The organism is Streptomyces sp. NPDC059828 (assembly GCF_042731955.1).
Taxonomy (GTDB): Bacteria; Actinomycetota; Actinomycetes; order Streptomycetales; family Streptomycetaceae; genus Streptomyces.
The window spans coordinates 151151-174907 of record NZ_JBHWIW010000007.1 but is presented as its reverse complement, the minus strand read 5'-3'; the positions used below and the strand labels follow the sequence as shown (position 1 = coordinate 174907).

Sequence of the window (23757 nt, the reverse complement as noted above, 5' to 3'; positions counted from 1 at the left end):
CGGGCGTCATGCGACGGATTCGTGCAGGCGATCCGCCTGCTTGTCCTTCAGCGGACCGATCACCGCCAGCGAGGGACGCTGCCCGAGAAGATCGCGCGCGACCGCCCGGACATCGTCGGGTGTGACCGCGGCTATGTTCGCCAGCATGTCGTCGACCGACATCTGAGTGCCCCAGCACAGCTCGCTCTTGCCGATGCGGTTCATCAGCGCACCGGTGTCCTCGAGCCCGAGCACCGTGGAGCCGGAGAGCTGGCCGATGGCCCGGGTGATCTCGTCGTCGGACAGTCCTTCGGCGGCGACCCGGTCGAGCTCGTCACGGCAGATCTTCAGCACGTCGTGGACCTGGCTGGGCCGGCAGCCCGCGTACACGCCGAAGAGTCCGCAGTCGGCGAAGCCCGAGGTGTACGAGTACACGCTGTAGGCGAGGCCCCGCTTCTCCCGTACCTCCTGGAAGAGGCGCGAGGACATGCCGCCGCCGAGTGCCGTGTTCAGTACGCCGAGGGCCCATCGGCGGTCGTCGGTGCGGGCGAGGCCCGGCATACCGAGGACGACGTGAGCCTGCTCGGTCTTGCGCCCGAGCACATCTATCCGGCCCGCGGTCCTGAGCGTGCGGTGGCCGTCGCGCGGGGTGATCGGCTGGGCGTCCGTCCTGGCCAGCGCCCCGGCGCGGTCGAAGGCCTTGCGGACTTGCCGGACGACCGTGCCGTGGTCGACGTTGCCGGCGGCGGCGACGACCAGGTGCGTGGGGTCGTAGTGCTTCTTGTAGAAGCGGGCGATCTGCGACCGGTTGAGTGCGTTGATCGTGTCGACCGTGCCCAGGACCGGGCGCCCCAGCGGGCTGTCGCCGAACATGGTGCGCGCGAAGAGGTCGTGGACGACGTCACCCGGGTCGTCCTCGGTCATCGCGATCTCCTCGAGGATGACACCGCGCTCGGCGTCGACGTCCTCTTCGAGGATCAGGGAGCCGGTGAGCATGTCGCAGACGACGTCGATCGCCAGCGGCAGGTCGGTGTCGAGCACCCGCGCGTAGTAGCAGGTGTACTCCTTCGCCGTGAAGGCGTTCATCTCACCGCCGACCGCGTCGATCGCGGCGGAGATGTCGAGGGCGGACCGGCGCGCGGTGCCCTTGAAGAGGAGGTGCTCCAGGTAGTGGGTGGCGCCGCCCAGCGACGGGGTCTCGTCGCGGGAGCCGACGTGCGCCCAGATCCCGAAGGTGGCGGAGCGCACGGAAGGGAGCGTCTCGGTGACGATGCGCAGCCCACCGGGCAGCACGGTCCGGCGGACGGTGCCGATGCCGTGCTCGCCCTTGAGAAGCGTTTGGGTACGGGCGACGGCCCGCGCCTCCGAAGAGGTGCGGGCCGTCGTCCTGGAACTAGGTGACGTCACTTGGCGGCGTCGTCCTTCTCGCCCTCGGCGGAGTCGCTGTCGGACTCGGCCTCGCCCTCGACCACGGGGATCAGGGAGAGCTTGCCGCGCTGGTCGATCTCGGCGATCTCGACCTGGATCTTCTGGCCGACCGCGACCACGTCTTCGACGTTCTCCACGCGCTTGCCACCGGCGAGCTTGCGGATCTGCGAGATGTGCAGCAGGCCGTCCTTGCCCGGGAGCAGGGAGACGAACGCACCGAAGGTGGTGGTCTTCACGACGGTGCCCAGGTAGCGCTCACCGACCTCCGGCATGGTCGGGTTGGCGATGCCGTTGATCGTGGCACGGGCGGCCTCGGCCGCCGGGCCGTCGGCGGCACCGATGTAGATGGTGCCGTCGTCCTCGATCGTGATCTCGGCGCCGGTGTCCTCCTGGATCTGGTTGATCATCTTGCCCTTGGGGCCGATGACCTCGCCGATCTTGTCCACGGGGATCTTGACGGTGATGATCCGCGGGGCGTTCGGGGACATCTCGTCCGGGGTGTCGATCGCTTCCATCATCACGTCGAGGATGTGGAGGCGGGCGTCGCGGGCCTGCTTGAGGGCCGCGGCCAGGACGGAGGCCGGGATGCCGTCCAGCTTGGTGTCGAGCTGGAGGGCGGTGACGAACTCCTTCGTACCGGCGACCTTGAAGTCCATGTCACCGAAGGCGTCCTCCGCACCGAGGATGTCGGTGAGGGTGACGTAGTGGGTCTGGCCGTCGATCTCCTGGGAGATCAGTCCCATGGCGATACCGGCGACGGGGGCCCGCAGGGGCACACCGGCGTTCAGCAGCGACATGGTGGAGGCGCAGACGGAGCCCATGGACGTCGAGCCGTTGGAGCCGAGGGCCTCGGACACCTGGCGGATCGCGTACGGGAAGTCCTCGCGCGTCGGCAGCACCGGCACGATGGCGCGCTCTGCCAGGGCGCCGTGGCCGATCTCGCGGCGCTTCGGCGAACCGACACGGCCGGTCTCACCGACGGAGTACGGCGGGAAGTTGTAGTTGTGCATGTAGCGCTTGCGGGTCACCGGGGAAAGGGTGTCCAGCTGCTGCTCCATGCGCAGCATGTTGAGGGTGGTGACGCCCAGGATCTGGGTCTCGCCACGCTCGAACAGGGCCGAGCCGTGCACGCGCGGGATGGCCTCGACCTCGGCGGCGAGCGTACGGATGTCCGTGACGCCACGGCCGTCGATGCGCTTCTTCTCCTTGATCACACGCTCGCGGACCAGGCTCTTGGTGAGCGAGCGGTACGCGGCGGAGATCTCCTTCTCACGGCCCTCGAACTGCGGGAGCAGCTTCTCGGCGGCCAGACCCTTGACGCGGTCCAGCTCGGCCTCGCGCTCCTGCTTGCCGGGGATGGTCAGCGCCTGGCTGAGCTCACCCTTGACGGCGGCCGAGAGGGCCTCGAGGACGTCGTCCTGGTACTCGAGGAAGACGGGGAACTCACCGGTCGGCTTGGCAGCCTTCGCGGCGAGGTCCGACTGGGCCTTGCAGAGCACCTTGATGAAGGGCTTCGCGGCCTCGAGACCGGCGGCGACGACCTCCTCGGTCGGCGCCTCGGCACCGCCCTTGACCAGCTCGATGGTCTTCGTGGTGGCCTCGGCCTCGACCATCATGATCGCGACGTCGCCGTCCTCCAGGACGCGGCCCGCGACCACCATGTCGAAGACGGCGTCCTCGAGCTCGGTGTGGGTCGGGAACGCCACCCACTGGCCGTTGATCAGCGCGACACGGGTGCCGCCGATCGGGCCGGAGAAGGGCAGGCCGGCCAGCTGCGTGGAGCAGGAGGCGGCGTTGATCGCGACCACGTCGTACAGGTGGTCGGGGTTGAGCGCCATGATCGTCTCGACGATCTGGATCTCGTTGCGCAGGCCCTTCTTGAAGGAGGGGCGCAGCGGCCGGTCGATCAGGCGGCAGGTCAGGACCGCGTCCTCGGACGGGCGGCCTTCCCGGCGGAAGAACGAACCGGGGATCTTGCCCGCGGCGTACATCCGCTCCTCGACGTCGACCGTCAGGGGGAAGAAGTCGAGCTGGTCCTTGGGGTTCTTGGACGCGGTGGTGGCCGACAGCACCATGGTGTCGTCGTCCAGGTACGCCACGGCGGAACCGGCGGCCTGCTTGGCCAGGCGGCCCGTCTCGAAGCGGATGGTGCGGGTGCCGAAGGAACCGTTGTCGATCACGGCTTCGGCGTAGTGGGTCTCGTTCTCCACTAGCGATATCTCCTCGTCTGCGTCCCCCTGCCCGTGCGGCATGGGGACGGTGGTCGGAGAAGCGCGCCTTGTATGCGGGCCGGTCTTCGATCGAAGCACCCGGGCAATGGTTCCGGGGGCCACTACCGAGGACCGGCGGCGGAGGGGCACTCCTCCTCGTTCGGTATTGCGTTGTCTGTGGTGCGTGGTGCGTGCGGCTGTGTGCCGCTTTTCGGTACTGCGCTGTCACCAGGTTACTGAGGTGAACCGCAGGACCGCATGTACAGCAAAAGGAGCGGCCCCCTGAATGTGGGAACCGCTCCCTTCACGGCGTCTTACTTCGCGCCGCCGGCCGCACCGCGGCGGATGCCGAGGCGGTCGACCAGCGCACGGAAGCGCTGGATGTCCTTCTTGGCCAGGTACTGCAGCAGGCGGCGGCGCTGGCCGACCAGGATCAGCAGACCACGGCGGGAGTGGTGGTCGTGCTTGTGGGTCTTGAGGTGCTCGGTCAGGTCCGAGATACGGCGGGACAGCATCGCGACCTGGACCTCGGGGGAGCCGGTGTCGCCCTCCTTGGTGCCGAACTCGGCCATGATCTGCTTCTTGGTAGCGGCGTCGAGAGACACTCGGTACTCCTCTTTTGGTGTTCGCGCGCCTGCGAGTGCCCCTGGTCTTGTTCTCAGGGGAGCTTCCGTGACTCGGAGGCGAAGGCACGATGGGCGCTGCTCCCAGCTGCGTGAAACCGAGGCTGAGGGCGCGTACACAAACGGCCGTCACACAGGGTACCAGCTCGGGGCACCCGGTCAGCGGAAAGGCCTCCCGCTGGTCCGTCGACGTCCGCCCGGGTCCCTCAGGAGGTCAGCGCCCGGATCGAGTGATAGACGTCGAACACCGCGAGGCACAGGGGCACCAGCGTCAGCAGGACGAACGTCTCCGCGATCTCCAGGAAGCGCCCCCAGAACGGGGTGACACCCTTGCTCGGGACGATCAGCCCGATGGCGGTGATCAGCGCGGCTACGGCGGCGACCGCGGCGGACAGCCAGATCGTACGGATGTCCAGTCCGGCGCCGTCCCCCTTCAGAGCGGCGTGGATCAGTTCGCCGGGCGGATTCAGGCACAGCCCGATGCCGAGTAGGGCCAGAGCGCCGAGGCCCGCCGCGAGGGCGCAGCCGACCTGGGCGGTGTAGCGGAAGAGGTGGGCGCGCATCAGCATGGCGATACCGGTGGCAAGAGCCAGCAACTGGCCCCACAGGTTGTCGGAGAACCCGAGCACCGCGGCCGACCCGACGGCCAGCAGCGCGCAGCCGCCGACCAGCCCCACGAGCAGCTCATGGCCGCGGCGCGCCTGGGCGGCGATCCGCTCCGCGTCGACCGGGCCCTGCGGGGCGGGCTCCGCCCCGTAGCCTCCGGCCGCACTGCGCGGCGGCTCGAATCCGACAGGAAGCCTGGCGAAGCGTGTGGAGAGGCCGGGCAGGAAGGCCAGTGCTCCGACGGCGAGCGGCGAGCACACCGCGGCGGTCTCGGACGGCTCCATCCCGGTCAGGATCGCCGCGAACGTGACGAGCACACCGATGGCTGCGGCGAAGGCGAACGCGACGAACGGGCCGTCACCGCCGGGGGCGACCATCATCAGGATCACCGCGACGACCAGCACGGCGGCGCAGGCCAGCAGGAACTGCAGGCGTCCGATGCCCTGGCCCGCGGCCACCGGCAGGAGTCCCGCACCGGCCACCGCGGCATTCGCCATCGCGCCGAGGCCCAGGGCCACGGCCGAGCCGCGGTCGTCGTACACCCGTGCCCGTACGCAGGCGAGCGCGAGCAGCAGGACGCCCGCGATGGCCGCCAGGATGCCCGGCAGGCCGTGCATGTCGTGGCGCGGGTCCGCCGTCCACAGGACGAACCCGAGCAGCACCAGCAGCACCGAGCCGCCGAAGAGCCCGGCCCCGCGCATCAGGCCGTCGGTCCACAGCGTGCGGTCGCGGGCGACCGCCGAGGCGACGGCCTCCGAGACGTCGTCGAACACCGCCGGCGGCAGCGACTCGGCGAACGGCCGCATCGACAGCAGTTCGCCGTCGAGGATGCGCTGGGCCATGAGGGAACGCGCGCTGTCGAGCACACTGCCGTCGCGGCGGACGAGGTGGTAGCCGACCGGTGCGCCCGCCGCGGGGCTCTGCCCGGACAGCCGGAGGATCTCCGGGTAGAGGTCGGCGATGGCGATGTCCTCGGGCAGCGCGACATCGACGCGACCGTCCGGTGCGACGACCGTGACCCGGCAGAAGCCGGTGCCGCCACCGGATGAAGCGGAGGGACCGGAAGGGCCCGAGGAACCTGATGAAGGAGCGGGACCCTGGTGACCGCTTCCGGTAGCCGCCGCTGGGGCCGTCATACTCACTTGCTGCTTCCCCCTCGTGAATCGCATGGACCTCGGTCGGTTATGCGTTCCGAATGACTCGGTTGACTCGGTTTCCGCGTTATCTGAACGGTATTTGAGCGGTATTTCATGCGTGCGCAAACACGTTGCGCAACCCTACCCCCCACCCCGTCACCCCCGCACAAGTAGGATCCCTCCCCGCGGATGGATTCCGTCGCCACGGGGGCGCTGATAGGAACTCCGCCATCCGGCAAGGGAATTGGTGAGCTGTGAGTCAAATCGTCGTCAAACGCCCACCACGGGGCCTGCCACCCGAAGTGCCCGGCGAGCAGGTGCAACTGCAATCACCGCCCGAGCTGCCGAGGGGTCAGCAGGAGGGCGCCATGATGCAGCTGCTGCCGATGCTCGGCATGGGCGGTTCGGTCGTCTTCTTCTTCATGACGCCGAGCCCCATCATGCGGATCATGGGTATGGTGATGATCGCGTCGACGGTCGCCATGGCCATCGCCATGCTGGTGCGATACCGGCGCGGTACCCAGGGCGAACTCGCCGACATGCGCCGGGACTACCTCAAGTACCTGACGCAGACCAGGCGTTCCGTGCTGAAGACGGCACGCTTGCAGCGCGATGCGCAGTTCTATCTGTATCCGTCCCCCGAGCAGTTGTGGGCCCTGGTCGCCGAGGGCAGCCGGGTGTGGGAGCGCCGAATCGGTGACGACGACTTCGCCCAGGTGCGCATCGGTCTGGGCAGCCAGCAGCTGGCCACACCGCTCGTGGCGCCCGACACGGGCCCCGTCGAGGAGCTGGAGCCGCTCACGGCAGGTGCGGTGCAGAAGTTCCTCAGCACCCACGGTGTACTCGACGGACTGCCGATGGCGGTGTCCCTGCGGGCCTTCTACCACCTGTCCGTGAGCGGAGAGCCGGAGTCCGTGCGCTCCGCCGTGCGCGCGATGGTCGGCTCGCTTGCCGCCCTGCACTCCCCCGAGGACCTGGTCATCGCGATCGCCGCAGGCACCGAGTCGGCCCCGCACTGGGAGTGGGCGAAGTGGCTGCCGCACGTCCAGGCACCGGGTGCCGGCGACGGCGCGGGCAGCCGGCGCCTCATCGCCACGGACGCAGGGGAACTACAGGACCTGCTCGCTTCCCGGCTGGAAGGCCGCCCCCGGTTCCAGGGTGGCGGCCAGCCGCTGCTCGACCAGCCGCACATCGTCGTCGTGCTCGACGGCCGGTCCGTGCCCCCGATGTCGGCTCTGGCAGCAGCCGAAGGCCTTCAGGGGGTGACACTCATCGAGGTCGTGCCCGGCGACCTGGCAGCCCCGCGCGGCGGACTCTCCATCGTCGTGCACCCGGACTCCCTGCGCCTGGAGTCGGGACACGGCGTGGTCTACGACGGTGCGCCGGACTCGCTCGGCCTCCCGGCCGCCGAGGCGCTCGCCCGGCAGCTCGCCCCGCTGCGGATGGCCAGCGGCGGTGACGACGACGAACCGCTGCTCGCGAACCTCGACTTCACCGATCTGCTGAATCTCGGCGACGCCGCCTCCGTCGACGTGAGCCGCACCTGGCGGCCTCGCGCGCAGGCGGAGCGGCTGCGGGTGCCGATCGGCGTGGGCGAGGACGGCACTCCGGTCATGCTGGACCTCAAGGAGGCGGCGCAGGAGGGCATGGGCCCGCACGGCCTGTGCGTGGGCGCGACCGGTTCGGGCAAGTCCGAGCTGCTCCGTACGCTCGTGCTCGGTCTCGCCGTGACACATTCGTCGGAGACGCTCAACTTCGTCCTCGCGGACTTCAAGGGTGGCGCCACCTTCGCGGGCATGTCCCAGATGCCGCATGTCGCCGCGGTGATCACCAACCTGGCGGACGATCTGACGCTGGTCGACCGCATGGGCGACTCGATCCGTGGTGAGCTGAACCGCAGGCAGGAACTGCTGCGCGACGCGGGCAACTACGCCAACATCCACGACTACGAGAAGGCACGCGCGGCCGGCGCGCCGCTGCGTCCCATTCCGTCGCTTGTGCTCGTCATCGACGAGTTCAGTGAACTTCTCACCGCCAAACCCGACTTCATCGAGATGTTCGTCCAGATCGGCCGTATCGGACGGTCGCTCGGCGTGCATCTGCTGCTGGCCTCACAGCGCCTTGAGGAGGGCCGGCTGCGCGGCCTGGAGACGTATCTGTCGTACCGGGTCGGTCTGCGTACGTTCTCCGCGGCGGAGTCGCGCGCCGCGATCGGCGTTCCCGACGCCTACCATCTGCCCAACGTGCCCGGCTCCGGCTATCTGAAGTTCGGCACGGACGAGATGGTGCGGTTCAAGGCCGCGTACGTCTCCGGGGTGTACCACGCGAACGGCAGCCAGGCCGCGGTACCCGGTGGTCCGCTGCCCGTGGACCGCCAGCCCGTGCAGTTCACGGCCCTGCCGGTGCCGGTCCGCTACCTCGCGCCGTCCGTCCGCGCTTCCGTACCGGAGGCGCGGACAGCGGAGGACGACGCTCTCGCCGACTCGGTGCTCGATGTGATCGTGCGGAGGCTCGAGGGCCGCGGCGTGGAGGCCCACCAGGTGTGGCTGCCCCCGCTGGACAACCCGCCGACGCTGGACGAACTGCTGCCAGGGCTCACAGCCGTACAGGGCCGCGGGCTGACACAGCCCGGCTTCGACGGCGCGGGACAGCTCGTCGTACCGCTGGGCGTGGTCGACAAGCCGTACGAGCAGCGCCGTGACACCCTCTACCGGGACTTCTCCGGAGCAGCGGGCCATATGCAGATCGTCGGTGGCCCGCAGTCCGGGAAGTCGACGCTGCTGCGGTCCCTCATCACCGGCTTCGCGCTCACCCACACCCCGCACGAGGTGCAGTTCTACGGCCTCGACTTCGGTGGTGGCGGTCTGTCGTCGGTCGCCGGGCTGCCGCACGTCGGCGGGGTCGCCTCGCGTCTGGACCCCGAGAAGGTGCGGCGCACGGTCGCCGAGGTGTACGGGATCATGACGCGGCGCGAGGAGTACTTCCGCAGTGCCGGAATCGACTCCATCGGTACGTACCGGCGCCTGCGCGCCCGCGGCGACATCTCCGTGACGGACCAGCCGTGGGGTGATGTGTTCCTGATCATCGACGGCTGGGGCAACTTCCGCACCGACTACGAGGGCCTGGAGCCGGCCGTGGTCGACATCGCGGCCCGCGGGCTCGGCTTCGGCATCCATGTGGTCCTCACCGCGTCGCGTTCGATGGAGGTCCGGGCCAACCTCAAGGACCATCTGATGAACCGCCTGGAGCTGCGGCTCGGCGACACCATGGACTCGGAGCTCGACCGCAAGGCCGCCGTGAATGTCCCGACCGGTGTGCCCGGCCGCGGTCTCACTCAGGAGAAGCTGCACTTCATGGCCGCGGTGCCGCGGATCGACGGCATCAACTCCGACAGCGACCTGTCGGAGGCGACCGCCGCGATGGCCCAGGAGGTCGCCCGCCACTGGACGGCTCCGGGCGCACCACAGGTACGGCTGCTCCCGCGCGAGCTTCCGGCCGGCAACCTCCCCACGGGGTACGCGGAACCGAACAGGGGCATCGCCTTCGCCATCGACGAGAACAACCTGGAACCGGTGTTCGTCAACTTCGAGCGCGACCCGTTCTTCCTGGTGTTCGGCGACAGTGAGTCCGGCAAGTCGAACCTTCTGCGGCTACTCATCAAGCAGCTGACGGAGCGCTACGACGCGAACGACTGCAAGTTCTTCGTCATCGACAACCGTCGCGCCCTGATGGACGTCACTCCCGCCTCGCACCTGGCCGAGTACGTCCCGATGTCCAACAACATGGACCACCACGTGGACGCGCTCCACGAGCTCATGCAGCGCCGTACGCCGTCCGCCGACGTCACGTCTCAGCAGCTGCGCGACCGCAGCTGGTGGAGCGGACCCACGGTGTACGTCGTGGTCGACGACTACGACCTGGTGTCCACGTCAAGCGGCAACCCGCTGTCCAAGCTGACGGAACTGCTTCCCTTCTCCCGTGACGTGGGCGTCCGTTTCATCATCGCCCGCAGCGCGGCCGGTGCGAGCCGGGCGACCTACGAATCCTTCATGCAGCGCATGATGGAACTCGGCGCCCAAGGTGTGCTGCTCTCCGGCGACCCGCAGGAAGGCGACGTCCTCGGCGGCGTCCGCATGCGCCCGATGCCTGCGGGCCGGGGCATTTTCGTGTCACGGCAGCGGGGGAACCCTCTCGTCCAGACGGGGCTGATGCCGGAGCTGCACGGGGACGGGTGACCGCCCCTGGCGGGGTCTCGGACGTCCACTCCGCACCGAGCGGTGCCGGCTGAGAGCAGTCCGGCCACAGCAAGAGGCACGGCCCTTCTCAGAAGGGCCGTGCCTCTTGTGCACTCCCGCCGGCGTGCGCGCAGCGGCCCGGGCTCAGTAGCCGCGATCTCCGTTGCCCTGACCACACGCCAAAGGGTGGGCACCTCCCGCGCGTGCCCACCCTTATGGCGTCGTATCGCTCAGCTTCTAGAAGTCGTAGTAGCTGCGCGCCTTGTGGTCGCCGGCCTGGTACGCCGGAGCCGCGTCGCGAACCGCCCTGGCGATTCCCTTCAGGGACTCGTGAATGCTCTTGGCCTCGGTGTCCCACTTCTTGTGAGCACCGTCCGCCGCGGTCTTGGCCTCACCCTCGAAGTCGTCGGAGATGCCCTTGAGCTTCGTCTGGAGGGCCTCCAGAGCCGTGTTCAGGTCACCCGCCTGCTTGTCAATGGCTGCGGCTGCCTGATCCAGGGAGTGGTACGTGACGACCATGCGGTCGTTGGGGTGCTGTGACACAGGTCCTCCAAGGAGCGTTGCTGTATGGATGCTGGGGAACTACTGAACTTCGACGGTGTTCAGAGGGAGGCGATGTTGGAAGGGTTGAGATTGGTCGCCCTTGCGGTCGCGCCCGCATCCCCGCTGAATCCGGCGGTGACATCCACACCCGTAAGTGCCTGCTCGATGTCGTGGTCAGTGGCGGTGGCGGTCGTACGCGTGAGCTGAATCGCTTCCTGGAAGTTCAGGAGCAGCTTCGCGATGCGCACCATGGCCTGGTTGATCTCGTCCTGCTTCTTGTTGAAGGCACCTGCACCGATGCCCTTCCAGTGGCCTTCGAGGCTGTCGATGACTCCCTGGAGGTTCTTCAGCTGCCCCTTGATGCCCTCGAACTGCATGCTGATTTCGTCTTGGAAACCCTTGAGACTCTGATCGCCGACCTTCTGGATTCCTGACATCTTCCCTCTCCGTTTCTTCAGTTCTCACTCGGTCACGCTCGTGCCTGTGCTGCACGCGCGCACGCAGTGATGGTCTTCTGATGTGGCTTGGCGGGGTGCTGGTAGAGCGTGAGGGCCGTCAGGCGCTCCGTCGCCGGCGGAGCACGGCGAACACGACACCGGCGAGGACCACGACGGCTGCGGCTCCGCCGAGCACCATGAGCAGTTGACCGTCGTCCTCGGTCTTACCGCTTGAGCCTGCCGCGACTGCGTCGGAGCCGGGCTTGGGAGCTTGCGGCGCCGCTGATGCGGATGGGGCAGGTGAACCGGACGGGCCGCTACCGTTTGTCGTCTTGTTGGTCAGAGGACTGATATCGGCTGCGCCGGGCTTGCCGATGCCACGACTGATGTGGGCATTGGGACGGACGATTCCATGGCCCAGGTAGGTGCTGACCGTGCCGGGCTTCCAGTTATCGTCTCGGGCTGCGCTCTCGAACATGACGCGGAGCACTTGGTTGGCTGTCCAGTCGGGGTGAAGGGACCAGATCAGCGCGGCAGAGGCGGAGGCGAGGGCGGTAGCGGCGCTGGTACCTCCACTATCGCAATAGCGGGTGAAGCTGGTGTCGCACCAGGATGGGATGTCACTGCCGGGGGCGGCGATATCCACGTTGTCGCCGTGCTGGGAGTGATCGCTAACTGTCCCTGAGCTGTCGGTCGAGGAAACAGCTACGACCTCATCATAGTTTGCGGGATAGTTTGGCTTATTATCCTTGTGGCCCGAGTTGCCAGCGGCAGCAAAGAACAGTTTTCCTTTGCTTTGAGCATACTTGACTGCTTGCCGCTCCTTCGGACTGGAGAACTCACTACCGAACGACATGCTAATAATCTGCGCATCGCTGTCCGCCGCAGCACGGATGGCATCCGGGGCGTCGGATGCATTCACCGGGCCTTTGTTCTGACGCTCCGTATCAGAGATACGCATTGGGATGATCTTAACGCCGGGTGCTAGACCGCGCAGACCGCCTCCCTTTCCAGTCCCCGCAATCAGTTCCGCCATGGTTGTCCCATGTCCCTCATAGTCGTCAGTCTCGTCCCCCGCCATTCCCGAGGCGTCAAATCCCTTGAGGATTTGCCCCTTGAGTGACTGTGTAGACGGATTGACACCGGAGTCGATCACCGCCACCTTGATGCCCTCGCCGGTGGTCTTCTTCCAGATCTCCTCGGCGTGCATGGCGTCCAGGTACCACTGCTTGGACCGTACGTCCGCCGCGACAGCCTCTGGAGCAACTGCGACTCCGATGGGCACGGCAAGCGTCCAGGCCAGCGCGTATGCGAGACCCCACCGAGCGGTCCGCCTCCACAACTGGCTTGTTCCCGCTGTCATTCCGACTTCCGACCTTCCGTCTGCCTAGTCGATCACTGGCGGTACAGCACCACGCCGTTGCGCCGTCCACGTCTGCTCGTCCTCTGTCAGGTAGTCGGGACGCGTGGAACCGTCACGCTCCTGCTTTTGCTTGCGGGATTTCCGCTGGCCACCGCTGCCCCCGGAAGTGGGCCGCGTCGCAGCCTGAGATCCGCTGCGAGGGTTACCGACCACCCCGTTGACGCTCGGCGTGCCCTTCCCAACAGAACGTTGAGAGGTGCTCCCCGTGTTCGCGCCGACGACTCCTGATCGACTGGGACTCGCCGCAGACGCGCGTCCCGGAGCGCGCCCCTCGGCACCGATCACGGTTCCGCGCGGGATGCGCGAACCAGCGGAGCCTGTCGTGGGACGCTGTGGAGTACCTCCGACGATGCCGTCCGCACGTCCTGCACGCGGACCACTCGTCGCATTCGGAGGCATGCGTCCGGCAGCCGACTGCCCTGGCCCGCCCGGCCGACCAACCGCAGGTCCCTGAGTGGTCGGGCTTCCAACTCTCCCCGTCGTGGGGCCCGACGGCCGACCTACCGGGCCCTGTCTGCCGGTCGCAGCGTGGTCGCCTGAAGAGCGCCCCGCTCCGGTGGCGCGTCCAGTCATCGTTGGGCCGCTGGTGGTCCTGGGAACGCCCTTGGCACCCGGTGACCATGGCGATTCTTTGCGCACGGGGTTCGAAAGAACCGTCACTGGCGGAACCGAGGGGGGCGTGGGGCCGGAGGGACCAGGGGCCAGCGGGGCTGTCGGTACAGGTGTGGGCGCTGTGGGAGGCGCAGGCGGCGCCTTGACACTGTCGATCTCCACTGCCGTGTCACGGCCCGGAACGGGAGGGGCCGAGGGAAGTGCTTCCACACGGGACGTGTCGCTCGCATCACCCGAATCGACGTGGTGCCTCGGCTGCGAAACAGTTGCTTCCCCAGCTTGGGGGGTCACCACACCAGAGCCCGACTCGCCCTCAGAGGGGTCCTCGAGTCGCGATGTCGGCCTCGGCACATCCGCTTCCAGCGCCTTCGGAAACCTCGGCGGCTCCTGCCCAGCCAGGTAGTGCTCCGACACCGTGTAGAACGAAGCCAGCCGGTTCATCTGGTTGATCGCCTCTTGGCGGTGACCCTCCGCCTTCACCGCCTGGGCGTACTCGGGGTTGTCGTCCCGGCGCTCCGGCAGTGCGAAGTCCTCCACCTGCTTCTGGACCAACCGGCCGTCGCGCGGGGGCTTCGAGTTGCGTACGGAGGTGAGGCCCTCGCTGGCGACCTTCATCTGTTCGCCGACGGCGTTGGCGAAGGTGCCAAGGCCGAACGTGTACGAGACGAGCTCTTTGCCGTACCGAGTGAACTCAGTGCCCGATTCGCCCTTCCACTCCGTGTCCTGGATGTACTGGGCGAGCTCCTCGGCCGCCTTGTTGAGCGCGGTCTTCGCGCCGACGAGGGCGGTGCCCGCGTTCTCCAGGTCCGACGGATTGGAGTTGTCGAGAAGATCGAGCATGTCGTTGAGTCGGACGCCCTCAAAGCTCGTCTTGCCCAGACTGACGCCCGAGCCGAAGCCGAGCATGCCCAGTGCCCCCGGGCCGCGCACAAAGAAGTCGGTGGCGGAATACGCCGTCTCGATCTGCGCCGAGTCAGTGGTTTGCTGCTTGGCCGCCGCAGCCGACTGCTGTTGCGGGGTCAACTCCGGCTTTTTGCTGTCAGTCATCCGAGATCACCCCAGATCCTTCTGGCCGTGCTTGTTGTCGTGCGTCTCGCCCGCGGGCTTTGCGCCGTGCGCCTTCTCCCGCGCCTGGCGCTCTTCTTCCAGACGCGTCTGGATCTGGTGGAAGCGGTACCGCATGTCCTCTTCGACGTTGTCGAAGCCGACATCCGTCGCATGCACCGCAATACTCAGCAGCTCGATCTGGTCACCGAGCGACTTCGAGAGATTGACGAGCGTGGTGTGGACCCGGTTGTACTGGCCGAAAAGACCGTCCGCCTCCGCGAAGTTCATGTTGGCGCCACTGAAGGACGCGCGCGAGATCTGCTGCTGGGCGACCGACTTGCTGCCGCCGGCGCCGCCCTCGAGATCGCTGAGAAGTTCGTTCACACGCTTCTGGAATGTCCTCAATGCGCCGACACCGCGTACAAGGTCGCCCGTGCCACTGGAGCTGCCACTCCAGCCGCCGTCCTCCGCTGGCAGCATTACGACTGATCCTCCCCGTTTACAGTCATCACAGAAAATTCACAACGTTGCGATCGTGGATTGTGGTGACCGGTCATTCACTTGTGCTCTACAGACACTGTAGCCACAGAGTCTGACAGTCCCAAGTGTCTTAACGGTCACCCGACTTCAGGCCTGACACCCGGTGGCACAACTGGTCGACGATCTATGGAACCTATGCGGTTCCCACCCGCGACCGTATCCGTACGCGTACTCAACTTTCGCTCCTCGCTCAGGGGTTCCGCGCCCGCCGTCGTGCGTCGCGTACCGTCACCGCGCCGCCGACGATCGCGGCGACCAGGACCGCGCCGCCGATCACGGCGTAGGTCGCGAGGCGGGCGTTGCGTTCCTCGGCGGTTTCGCCGAGGTGGAACGTGGCCGGGGTGGGGGCTTCTGCGCGGGTCACGCCCTCATGGGCGACGGGCTTCTCGATGGGTTTGTCGTCTTCGGTCAGAGCCCGCACCGGGTCGACGACTCCCCAGCCCACGAGCCGGTCTTGGCCCGCGATGGAGCGTTCCGCGGTCTGCTGGATCTGGGCGACGATCTGTTCCTGGGTCCAGTTGCCGTGCTTGCTCTTGATGAGTGCTGCGACAGCCGCCACATAGGGGGCGGAGAAGCTGGTGCCGTTGTCGGCGCAGTGACCGCCACCGGGGACGGTGGAGATCATGTCCACGCCTGGAGCCGCGATGCCGACGAAGTCGCCGGACTGGGAGAACGCCGCGCGTTCGTTGTTGCGGTCGGACGCGGCAACGGCCAGGACGCCTGGGTACGAGGCCGGGAAGGTCTTCTTGACGTTGCCGCCCAGGCCGTCGTTGCCCGCGGAGGCTACGACGACGATCTCCTTGGAGAGGGCGTTGTCGACGGCCGCCTGCAACCGGGGAGTGGGGCTTACGGCATTGGCCGTGTCCTGAGAGATGTTGATGACATCGGCCTTCTCGGCCACCGCGTGGTTGATGGCATCGACCAGGGTCTCGGCCGTGCCGTGGCCCTCGGCGTCGTTCTGCTTGATCGGGATGATCGTGGCATCGGGTGCGAGGCCCACGAATCCGGTGCCCTCGGCGGACCGAGCGGCGATGATGCCCGCGATCTTGGTGCCGTGGCCGACGGTGTCCGAGGTACCGCTCTCGTTGCCGCGCTCGATCTTCTGGCCCTTCTTGTCCTTCTTGGGCAGGAAGTTCTTGCCGCTCTTGACGTCCACGGCACGGGTGAGCTGCGGATTCTTGATGTCCACGCCCGTGTCGATGACGGCAACCCGGACCTTCTTGCCAGTGGACTGCTTCCACAACTCGTCCAGCAGCACGCGTTGCAGCGCCCAGGGGCGGCCCTCGTACTTCTTGCTGGGGAAGGTGCACTCTGTGGAATCCGCCACCGCGGGGGCGGCCGGCACACTGAGGAAGACGAGTGTGAGGGCCGCTGCGGCAGCCGGTATGCGGCGGTGCATGGAGGTCATGTCAGGCCCGGTCCTCACGAGCCCTGCGGCTGGGTCGCCGCGCTGGTGGACAGACGGGGGCCCGTGGGCAGGAGGGTCGACCAGACCGCGGGCACCGGTACGGGGTCGACGCCCTTGTACCCGAGCCTGTTCTGGGCCTGCTGGGCCTCCTGCATCCGGGCCTGCTTCTCCTTCTTCGAACCGGAGGAGCCGATGCCGGATTCGTCCGTCGCGCTGTCGCCGTTGGACTGCATGGCGTAGCGCAGTCCGGTGTCGGTGACCAGGAAGAGGAAGCCCGTATCGGTCCTGGACCCCTTGAACTGGCGGAACAACTGCCCGGACCCCGGAGTGACATAGCCGCTGCTCGACCCGGTGGGCAGGGTCGCGGGGAAGTCGGTGCCGGCCCAGGTGCTGAGGGTGGTGGAGCCGTCGTCGTCCACCTCGCGCAGGACGTTGCACACGGTGTTGCGGCTTCCCTCGTCGGTGCTCGCAGAGTTGACCGTCACGGGGGCGCGCTCCGGCCAGTCCTTGTCCTGGCCGAACGGCTCGCCCGGCTCGAAGGTGGCGGCGCTGACTGCCTGCGCTCGCCCGTCCTGGTCCAGGTCGACCAGATCCAGGCTGTTGAGCAGCAGCTTCGCGGTGAAGTCGGTGACGGGGGCGACCCGGCCGGGCAGGACGACGTAGTGCTGGTTCCTGGTGCCGTCGGTGGCCGTGAGGACCATGCCCACCTTGTTCACGTCATCCGGCAGCTTTCCGGGCACGCCTGCGGCCCTGCCCGGGTTGGGGATCTTGGGGAACGAGATCGTGTCGCCCTTGTGAAGGGTGTCCAGCCACGCGCGGGACACGCGCTGGGCCACCTGGCCACGGCCCACGATCTGGCGCAGCAGCAACTCGTCCTTCTCGACGGGATACGCGGTGCCTTCGTCATCGACCACGTAGCGGATCCCCTCCGCCTCCACGTACATCAGCTCACCGCCACGCAGCCGGTTCGCTCCCTCGGTCTTCTTCTCCTCACGCTCGGCGAGGACGAAGGTGGCCTTCTGGATTGCCCTGCCTCCCGCGCCAGGACGTTCGCAGACGGCCCAGCGCTTGGCGACCCCGGCGTCCTTCTCGTCGGGGAGCCGGTCGGGGGCGTAGGGGATGCCGAGGGTGGCACCGTGCGGGATCTTGCCGTTGTCGAGCACCGACTCGTCGACGTTGAGGACCTTGCCCTTGTCGGCGTTGAGGAGCAGTTTCGCCGACGACATGTTGAGCACCGGGTGGAGCTGCGTCTTGTTGCCGGTCTTCAGCACGACATAGCGGGTGGTCGACTTGCTGGCGATGATGACGTTCTCACCGGGCCGGTCCCAGTCCCGTGGTGCCACGGGCTTGAACATGCCCCACGCGCCGAAGACAGCGAGGACCACGACGGCGACGATGGCTCCCGGAACCACCGCGCGAAGCGGCCGGGGTGCCCCCTCTTCCGAGCCGGTTGTGTTCGGCTGCACGAACTGCGCGATCAGTCTCCGCTTCGCGAAGGTGTATGCGTTGAGTTCGTCCCGACGTGATGCCATCTGTCCGCTGCCCTCTCCCCGCTGGGCGGCCGGTTCTCCCTGACCCAGGTCATGGGGCCGACCGCCGTGCCGCCCCCTACTATGCCGGGTGGCGCCTAGTGCTCACTGCTCCGGTAGGGTGATCGACCGGTCAACGCCCGTGGTAATACGGCGCATACGGACACGAGGGGGACAACGCGGCGATGGGTACGGCGACACGCTCGCGCGGAGGGCGGACTTCCGGACGCACTTCCGAAAATTCCCCACGGCAACGCAGCAACGCACGCTCGGGCAGCCAGCCGTCGGGCGGCACACCATCAGGCGGCGCACCGGCGAACGGCCGGTCCCAGGCAACGCCTGCCTCGACCACCCTGCGGCCCCTGTCACGCACCACCCGGGTCGGTCCGTTCACACTCTGGCAGCTGGTGCTCGTCGAACTGGCGCTCGCGCTGGTCGTGGTGGGCGTGGCGCTCGACGGCCTCTGGCTGGTACCCGCCGTGGTCATTGCCGCGCTGCTGGTGCTCCTCGCGGTGCTGCGCCGCCGCGGTCACGCCGTACAGGACTGGCTCACCACGGTGCTGGGCCTGCGTGCACGCCGACGGGCAGCCATGCCTGCGCCAGGCGATCTCGACATCTCACTGGCACCTGTCGCCGAGGCGATCCCCCGCATCAGGCCCTTCACTTATGTGGACCGCGACCGGCGCACCGTCGGGATGCTCGGCGACGGTTCGTTCCTCACGGCGGTCGTACGGGTCGAGGCGAGCGGCTCCGGGCTGCGTCCCGCGCTTGGTGCACGGGCGTTGCCGCTGTCGCTCCTGGGCGGGGCGCTCCAGGTCGACGACATCGCGGTGGAGTCGGTCCAGCTGGTGCAGCAGGTGCGTTCGGCTCCTGCGCACCATCTGCCGCAGCAGGCGGTGGCACGGCTCTCGTACGCGCCGCTCCAGGAGCGCACCGGCGCACCCGCGTTGAGGCTCACCTGGGTGGCGGTGAAACTGGATCCGGAGCTCTGCCGCGAGGCGGTCGAGGCCCGCGGCGGCGGGATGGAGGGCGCTCAGCGCTGTCTCGTCCGCGTCGCGGACCATGTCGCGAGCCGTCTGACCGGGGCCGGCTTCCGGGCCACGGTCCTGGACCAGGAGGAGCTCAACTCCGCGATGGCCACCGCGTCCTGCGCGAGCCCGAGCGCAGCCGCGCTCGCCGGACGGCCCGGGGCGGCGCCCCAGCGGCGCACGGCCGAGACCTCGCGGGTCTGGCGTTGCGACGACCGCTGGCACACGACCTATGCCGTGGACCGCTGGCCCGCGTTGGGGCGCGGGGCGCAGCCCCTGCCCATGCTGGTGTCGACCCTCACCTCGAGCCCGGCGTACGCGACCACCTTCAGCATCACCCTGCGGCGGGGTGCGCAGAAGGGAGCGACGACGGTGGGCGGCCATGTCCGGATCACCGGCGGCTCGGACACCGAACTGGTGGGTGTGCGAAGGGCATTGGAGCAGGCCGCCAGGTCGGCGAAGGTCGGGTTGCGACGGCTGGACCGCGAACAACTGCCCGGTGCGCTGGCGACGATGCCTCTGGGAGGTACCCGCTGATGGGTCTGATGACTGGTTCGCCGCGAGGCCTGCGAGGCCTGTTCGGTCCGCGCCACGCCGGACACACCGTGCCGGCGCACACCCTGGGGACGCTCTCCCTGCCGGTCGGGGACGACGGCGTCGTCATCGGCGACGACGCGGAGGGCCGTCCTCAGATGGTGGGCTTTCACCGCTCGACACCGTACGACGTGCTGCTGATCGGCGGGCTCTGGACCGCACAGGTGCTGGCGCTGCGCGCTGCGGGCACGGGCGCCCGGGTGGCGGTGGAGACCGGACGCGCCCAGGCCTGGACCACGCTGGCGCAAGCGGCGGGGGCGGGTCTGGAGTGCATCACGCTTCACGATGTGGGGCGGGTGCCGCCGATGGGCGCCACAGTCGGCAGCCCGGTGGTCGTGGTCCGGGACTGCGGCATGCGGCCGCCGCGGGGGCGTGTGGTGTCCTCACCCTGGCAGTCGGTGCTGACACTGCTGCCCTATCTGAGTCCGGTCGCGCCGCGGCTGCTGCGCGATGCGACGCTGGTGGGGGTGCAGCGTGTCTCGCCGCAGGAAGCCGAGCAGATCGGCCGGATCCTCGGGTTGTCCCGGCCCGAGAGCGACGCGCTTCCGACGCTTCCCGACGGTGTGACGCTCTGGGTCTCGGGGCGTGAGCGGCACTGGGTGATGACCGGCGCGACGGACGCGGAGACCGGGCTGCTCGGTATGCCTCGCCGGATGGACTGAGGTCCTGCCGGGGCACTGGCACGGGACGGCCGTACGGCCGGACGGAGCAGCGTTCACAGCGCCGTTGCCCGCGTCCCGAAGCGCCGGTGGCCGTCAACGCCGCTGGATACAATGCCCGGTGTGATCCGGGCAACATCCCACTGCGATGTACCCCTCGAGGATGAGTCACAGCCGGCCTGCCCGGGCACGTCCGACTCGGCTTCACCGAAAGGAAGTGCGGCTCATGGGGAGCGCACAAGAGAAGGATGAGCTGTACGCCCTCGACATCTCCGGGGTCGAGTGGCACGGTGCGCCGGGTACCAGCCCGGATGAGGAGCGGGTGGAGATCGCCCATCTTCCTGGCGGTGCTGTGGCGATGCGGTCATCGGTCGACCCTGACACGGTGCTCCGGTACACCGAGGCGGAGTGGCGGGCGTTCGTACTCGGTGCCCGGGACGGGGAGTTCGACCTCCGGTGACGGTCGTACCGGATCGCCGCTGATCGTCGCGGAGGGGCGGGCTCGCAACCGGAGCCTCCCCCTCGATCCGGCTGTCGGCACCGGTGGCTAGGGTGGTGGGAGTGACGCGGTCAGAACCTGCGGACGGTGCGCGGCGTCAGTACGGGGAGAGCGAGCGGCGGAACGAACGACGGTTGCGGCCGCCCCCACCCACCACGGCACAAGGGTGCTCGACCACAGGAGGCAAAGTGAACGGCGATCGGGACGAGATCCACGGGGGCTGGAACACACCCGCCGACGATCAGTCCGACGCGGAGCCCGCAGACGTGACGGGTGAGTTCACCATCGACTACACCCCTCCCGCCTGGTACACGCAGAACGACCCCGCGGCTCCGGGCGCTACGGGCGCAGCCGCCGGTACGGGAGCGGACGGGCAGCAGGTGACGCCGCCGCCGTCCGGAGCACCGGGGGCAGTGCCCGGGCTGCCCCAGGGCAGCGGCTTCGAACCCAGCTGGACGCCCGCGCAGCCCCCGTCCCCCACGCCCGTCCCGCCCCCGGCGGCGGCTCCGGCCGCGCAGCAGTTCGGCGGCGGGGACCTGGAGAGCGGGGCCACGATGCGGTTCTCGCCGGCCGCCCTGAGGCGGGAGATCGCCGAGCGGGACGCCGCGAAGCCGGCCGAATCGGGAGAGCCCGCCCCCGCTCCCGGCGCCGCGGCCGACGCCGAGGTCAGGCAGGCTCCCAGGGAGGCCGGGGACGCCGGGGCCCGGACGCCGGGTGACTCGGGTGATGACGTGGCCGCGGCGGAAGACTCCGTCGGCGCCGCGGCCGGGGGCGTGTCCGTGGACGAGCCTTCCGTCGGGCAGAGCACCGTGCAGCGCGAGGAGGCCGAACCCGCCCCGGCCGACGGGACGCCTGCCACGACGGAGGACGTGAGGGCGGAGCCCGCCTCCGGAGCCGCGCACGCCGACACGGCAGCCGAGCCCGCCGACGACTCCGCGCCCGCGAACGCCCCTTCGGACGCCGTCCCGCAGGACGCGGCTCCACAGGCGCCGGCCCCGCGGGATCCCGCCGCGCAAGGCAGCACCCCACAGGACGCCACGCCTGCCCCGGCAGCGGCCCAGCCCTGGACTCCCCCGCCGGTCCCGCAGACGACCGGGCTGCCGCCCCTGCCGCCCGCGTTCCAGCCCGCCGCCCCTGGGGCCGCGTCGCCGTGGCCCGCCGGGCACACCGGCTCCGCGCCTCAGAGCGCCGACAGTTCCCAGCCGCCCGCGCAGCAGCAGGGTTACGGCTTCCCGCAGCAGGGCCATCCCGCTCCCCCGGCGCACGCCGCCCCGGGCTTCCCCTCGCAGCACGGCGGATACGGCTTCCCCCAGCCCGGCGCTCCCGGACCGGCGGCCGCGCCCGTCGCTCCCGGCGTCCCCCCTCAGCAGAGCGGATACGGCTTTCCGCCGCCCGGCCCGCAGGCGCAGCCGCACGCCGCTCCGGGCCAGCCGGCTCCCTCGGCGGCTCCGCAGCCGCAGGCTCCACCGGCTCAGGCACCCCAGTCGCCTCAGGCGCCGCACGCATCTCAGGCACAGTCGCCGCAGGGCGCACACGTACCCCAGCCGCCTTACACCGCACAGCCGGGCTCTCCAATGCCGTCCGCCGCGCCCGGGACGAATCCGCAGCATCCGTACCCCGGTGTTCCCGCGCAGCAGGGGCCGGGACATCAGCAGCCCGCCGGGCCCGTCGATCCCCGGACGGGCACCGGGTGGCCCACGCCCGTGGCGCACGACCAGCGGGAGCGTTCCGTGCCAGGTGCCCCGCTGGGGTACACCGCGGCCGTGGAGCTTTCGTCCGACCGGCTGCTGCGCAACACCAAGCAGAAGGCCAAGTCGAGCCGGAATCCCGGTGCGGCGTCCCGTTTCAAGCTCGGTGGCAAGCGGGAGGAGGCTGAGCGCCAGCGCAAACTGGAGCTGATCCGCACGCCGGTGCTCTCCTGCTATCGGATCGCGGTGATCAGCCTCAAGGGTGGCGTGGGAAAGACCACGACCACCACCGCGCTCGGCTCCACCCTGGCCTCCGAGCGCCAGGACAAGATCCTGGCGATCGACGCCAACCCGGACGCGGGCACGCTCGGCCGCCGGGTGCGCCGGGAGACCGGCGCGACCATCCGGGACCTGGTCCAGGCGATCCCGTATCTCAACTCCTACATGGACATCCGCCGCTTCACCTCTCAGGCGTCCTCCGGGCTGGAGATCGTCGCCAATGACGTGGACCCGGCCGTCTCGACGGCGTTCAACGACGAGGACTACCGGCGCGCGATCGATGTGCTGGGCAGGCAGTATCCGATCATCCTCACCGACTCGGGCACCGGTCTGCTCTACAGCGCCATGCGCGGGGTACTGGATCTGGCCGACCAGCTGATCATCATCTCCACCCCGTCCGTCGACGGGGCGAGCAGTGCGAGCACCACCCTCGACTGGCTCTCGGCGCACGGCTACGCGGACCTGGTCCAGCGCTCGATCACGGTGATCTCGGGGGTCCGGGAGACCGGAAAGACCATCAAGGTCGAGGACATCGTGCAGCACTTCGAGACGCGCTGCCGCGGTGTTGTGGTCGTTCCGTTCGACGAGCATCTCGCGGCGGGCGCCGAGGTCGATCTGGACATGATGCGTCCGAAGACCCGCGAGGCGTACTTCAACCTGTCGGCGATGGTCGCGGAGGACTTCGTACGGGCACAGCAGGTGCAGGGGCTGTGGACCGCGGACGGCCAGGGCCAGCAGCCGCCGCACATGGCGCCGCCCATGCCGGGTCAGCACATGCCCGGCCAGCCGATGGCCGGTCAGCCCGCGCAGGGCCAGCCGATGCCCGGTCAGCCCTACGCCCCGACCCCGCAGCAGCCTCAGCCGCCCTACGGCGCGCAGCCCCCGTACGGCGTACAGCAGCCGTACGCTCCGCAGCCGGGTGCGCAGCAGCCCTGGCAACAGTCGTCGCCGTCCCCGGCGCAGTCCGTGCCCGGTCCGGCCTGCCCCCCTCCAGGGCAGTCGCAGCAGCCAGGCCAACCGGGGCAGACGGCGTACCCCGGACAGCCGGGATACCCGAATCAGCCGGGCCGGCCGGATCAGTCCGGCCCCCACGGCCCCGTGCCGCCGCCCGGTTACGGCTACCCACAGCAGCACCCGCAGCAGCCTCCGCAGGCGCCGCCACCCTCTCAGCAGTAAGGCGACAGGGGTTCAGACCAATAACGGGCCCGCACCGATCACCCTCGGTGCGGGCCCGTTGGCATTCCCGCAGCCCAC

16 protein-coding genes are annotated in these 23757 nt (G+C 69.0%); 5 read left to right on the top strand and 11 right to left on the bottom strand.

Annotated features, from left to right (window positions below; translation table 11 throughout):
- Window positions 1–6: 6 nt before the first annotated feature.
- The 4 genes from ACFV6V_RS06955 to eccD form a co-directional block, all read right to left on the bottom strand.
- A complete protein-coding gene (locus tag ACFV6V_RS06955) occupies window positions 7–1386 on the bottom strand; it encodes a M16 family metallopeptidase (RefSeq protein ID WP_385560172.1) in 1380 nt (459 codons plus the stop codon).
- Window positions 1383–3617: a polyribonucleotide nucleotidyltransferase gene (locus ACFV6V_RS06950; protein WP_385560169.1), complete on the bottom strand. Its 2235-nt coding sequence runs from the start codon at window positions 3615–3617 to the stop codon at window positions 1383–1385. The genes ACFV6V_RS06955 and ACFV6V_RS06950 overlap by 4 nt, the downstream gene beginning before the upstream one ends.
- A 314-nt stretch (window positions 3618–3931) precedes the next feature.
- Window positions 3932–4222 (bottom strand): 30S ribosomal protein S15, encoded by a 291-nt coding sequence (gene rpsO / locus ACFV6V_RS06945; protein WP_003958228.1) that lies wholly within the window; start codon window positions 4220–4222, stop codon window positions 3932–3934.
- Between the two features lie 224 nt (window positions 4223–4446).
- Window positions 4447–5982 (bottom strand): type VII secretion integral membrane protein EccD, encoded by a 1536-nt coding sequence (gene eccD, locus ACFV6V_RS06940; protein WP_385560165.1) that lies wholly within the window; start codon window positions 5980–5982, stop codon window positions 4447–4449.
- Window positions 5983–6236: 254 nt separating this feature from the next.
- On the opposite strand from eccD, the gene eccCa reads away from it, so the two are divergent.
- Window positions 6237–10217: a type VII secretion protein EccCa gene (eccCa, locus tag ACFV6V_RS06935; protein WP_385560162.1), complete on the top strand. Its 3981-nt coding sequence runs from the start codon at window positions 6237–6239 to the stop codon at window positions 10215–10217.
- A gap of 237 nt (window positions 10218–10454) precedes the next feature.
- Here the strand turns inward: eccCa and ACFV6V_RS06930 are convergent, their stop codons facing one another.
- The 7 genes from ACFV6V_RS06930 to eccB form a co-directional block, all read right to left on the bottom strand.
- Window positions 10455–10760, bottom strand: coding sequence for a WXG100 family type VII secretion target (locus ACFV6V_RS06930; protein WP_361288785.1), 306 nt, complete (start codon window positions 10758–10760; stop codon window positions 10455–10457).
- A gap of 59 nt (window positions 10761–10819) precedes the next feature.
- Window positions 10820–11197, bottom strand: coding sequence for a WXG100 family type VII secretion target (locus tag ACFV6V_RS06925; RefSeq protein WP_385560159.1), 378 nt, complete (start codon window positions 11195–11197; stop codon window positions 10820–10822).
- Between the two features lie 118 nt (window positions 11198–11315).
- The gene (locus ACFV6V_RS06920; protein WP_385560156.1) at window positions 11316–12560 is read right to left on the bottom strand and encodes a S8 family serine peptidase; all 1245 of its coding nucleotides are present in this window, start codon (window positions 12558–12560) and stop codon (window positions 11316–11318) included.
- A gap of 24 nt (window positions 12561–12584) precedes the next feature.
- Window positions 12585–14279 (bottom strand): hypothetical protein, encoded by a 1695-nt coding sequence (locus ACFV6V_RS06915; protein ID WP_385560154.1) that lies wholly within the window; start codon window positions 14277–14279, stop codon window positions 12585–12587.
- 6 nt (window positions 14280–14285) lie between these two features.
- On the bottom strand, window positions 14286–14759 hold the full coding sequence (locus ACFV6V_RS06910; protein WP_385560151.1) for a hypothetical protein: 474 nt from the start codon (window positions 14757–14759) through the stop codon (window positions 14286–14288).
- A gap of 250 nt (window positions 14760–15009) precedes the next feature.
- Entirely contained in the window at window positions 15010–16227 is a 1218-nt protein-coding gene (gene mycP, locus ACFV6V_RS06905; protein ID WP_385560149.1) for a type VII secretion-associated serine protease mycosin, read from the bottom strand.
- 14 nt (window positions 16228–16241) lie between these two features.
- The gene (gene eccB, locus ACFV6V_RS06900) at window positions 16242–17759 is read right to left on the bottom strand and encodes a type VII secretion protein EccB (protein WP_385560146.1); all 1518 of its coding nucleotides are present in this window, start codon (window positions 17757–17759) and stop codon (window positions 16242–16244) included.
- Window positions 17760–17941: 182 nt separating this feature from the next.
- Here eccB and eccE point away from each other — a divergent pair, with 182 nt between their 5' ends.
- From eccE to ACFV6V_RS06880, 4 genes are all read left to right on the top strand, one after another.
- On the top strand, window positions 17942–19321 hold the full coding sequence (eccE, locus tag ACFV6V_RS06895; protein WP_385560143.1) for a type VII secretion protein EccE: 1380 nt from the start codon (window positions 17942–17944) through the stop codon (window positions 19319–19321).
- Window positions 19321–20040: a hypothetical protein gene (locus ACFV6V_RS06890; RefSeq protein WP_385560140.1), complete on the top strand. Its 720-nt coding sequence runs from the start codon at window positions 19321–19323 to the stop codon at window positions 20038–20040. Before eccE ends, ACFV6V_RS06890 begins: the two co-directional genes overlap by 1 nt.
- A gap of 223 nt (window positions 20041–20263) precedes the next feature.
- A complete protein-coding gene (locus ACFV6V_RS06885; protein ID WP_385560138.1) occupies window positions 20264–20497 on the top strand; it encodes a DUF397 domain-containing protein in 234 nt (77 codons plus the stop codon).
- A 227-nt stretch (window positions 20498–20724) separates the two neighbouring features.
- Complete coding sequence (locus ACFV6V_RS06880; protein ID WP_385560135.1) at window positions 20725–23679, top strand: SCO5717 family growth-regulating ATPase; 2955 nt, start codon at window positions 20725–20727, stop codon at window positions 23677–23679.
- The last annotated feature ends 78 nt before the right edge of the window (window positions 23680–23757 follow it).

Coding starts and splice junctions, on each gene's coding strand:
- eccB (WP_385560146.1), bottom strand. CDS start 17,759: ATGGCATCACGTCGGGACGAACTCAACGCATACACCTTCGCGAAGCGG.
- ACFV6V_RS06885 (WP_385560138.1), top strand. CDS start 20,264: ATGGGGAGCGCACAAGAGAAGGATGAGCTGTACGCCCTCGACATCTCC.
- mycP (WP_385560149.1), bottom strand. CDS start 16,227: ATGACCTCCATGCACCGCCGCATACCGGCTGCCGCAGCGGCCCTCACA.
- ACFV6V_RS06910 (WP_385560151.1), bottom strand. CDS start 14,759: ATGCTGCCAGCGGAGGACGGCGGCTGGAGTGGCAGCTCCAGTGGCACG.
- eccE (WP_385560143.1), top strand. CDS start 17,942: ATGGGTACGGCGACACGCTCGCGCGGAGGGCGGACTTCCGGACGCACT.
- eccD (WP_385560165.1), bottom strand. CDS start 5,982: ATGACGGCCCCAGCGGCGGCTACCGGAAGCGGTCACCAGGGTCCCGCT.
- ACFV6V_RS06915 (WP_385560154.1), bottom strand. CDS start 14,279: ATGACTGACAGCAAAAAGCCGGAGTTGACCCCGCAACAGCAGTCGGCT.
- ACFV6V_RS06925 (WP_385560159.1), bottom strand. CDS start 11,197: ATGTCAGGAATCCAGAAGGTCGGCGATCAGAGTCTCAAGGGTTTCCAA.
- ACFV6V_RS06920 (WP_385560156.1), bottom strand. CDS start 12,560: ATGACAGCGGGAACAAGCCAGTTGTGGAGGCGGACCGCTCGGTGGGGT.
- ACFV6V_RS06890 (WP_385560140.1), top strand. CDS start 19,321: ATGGGTCTGATGACTGGTTCGCCGCGAGGCCTGCGAGGCCTGTTCGGT.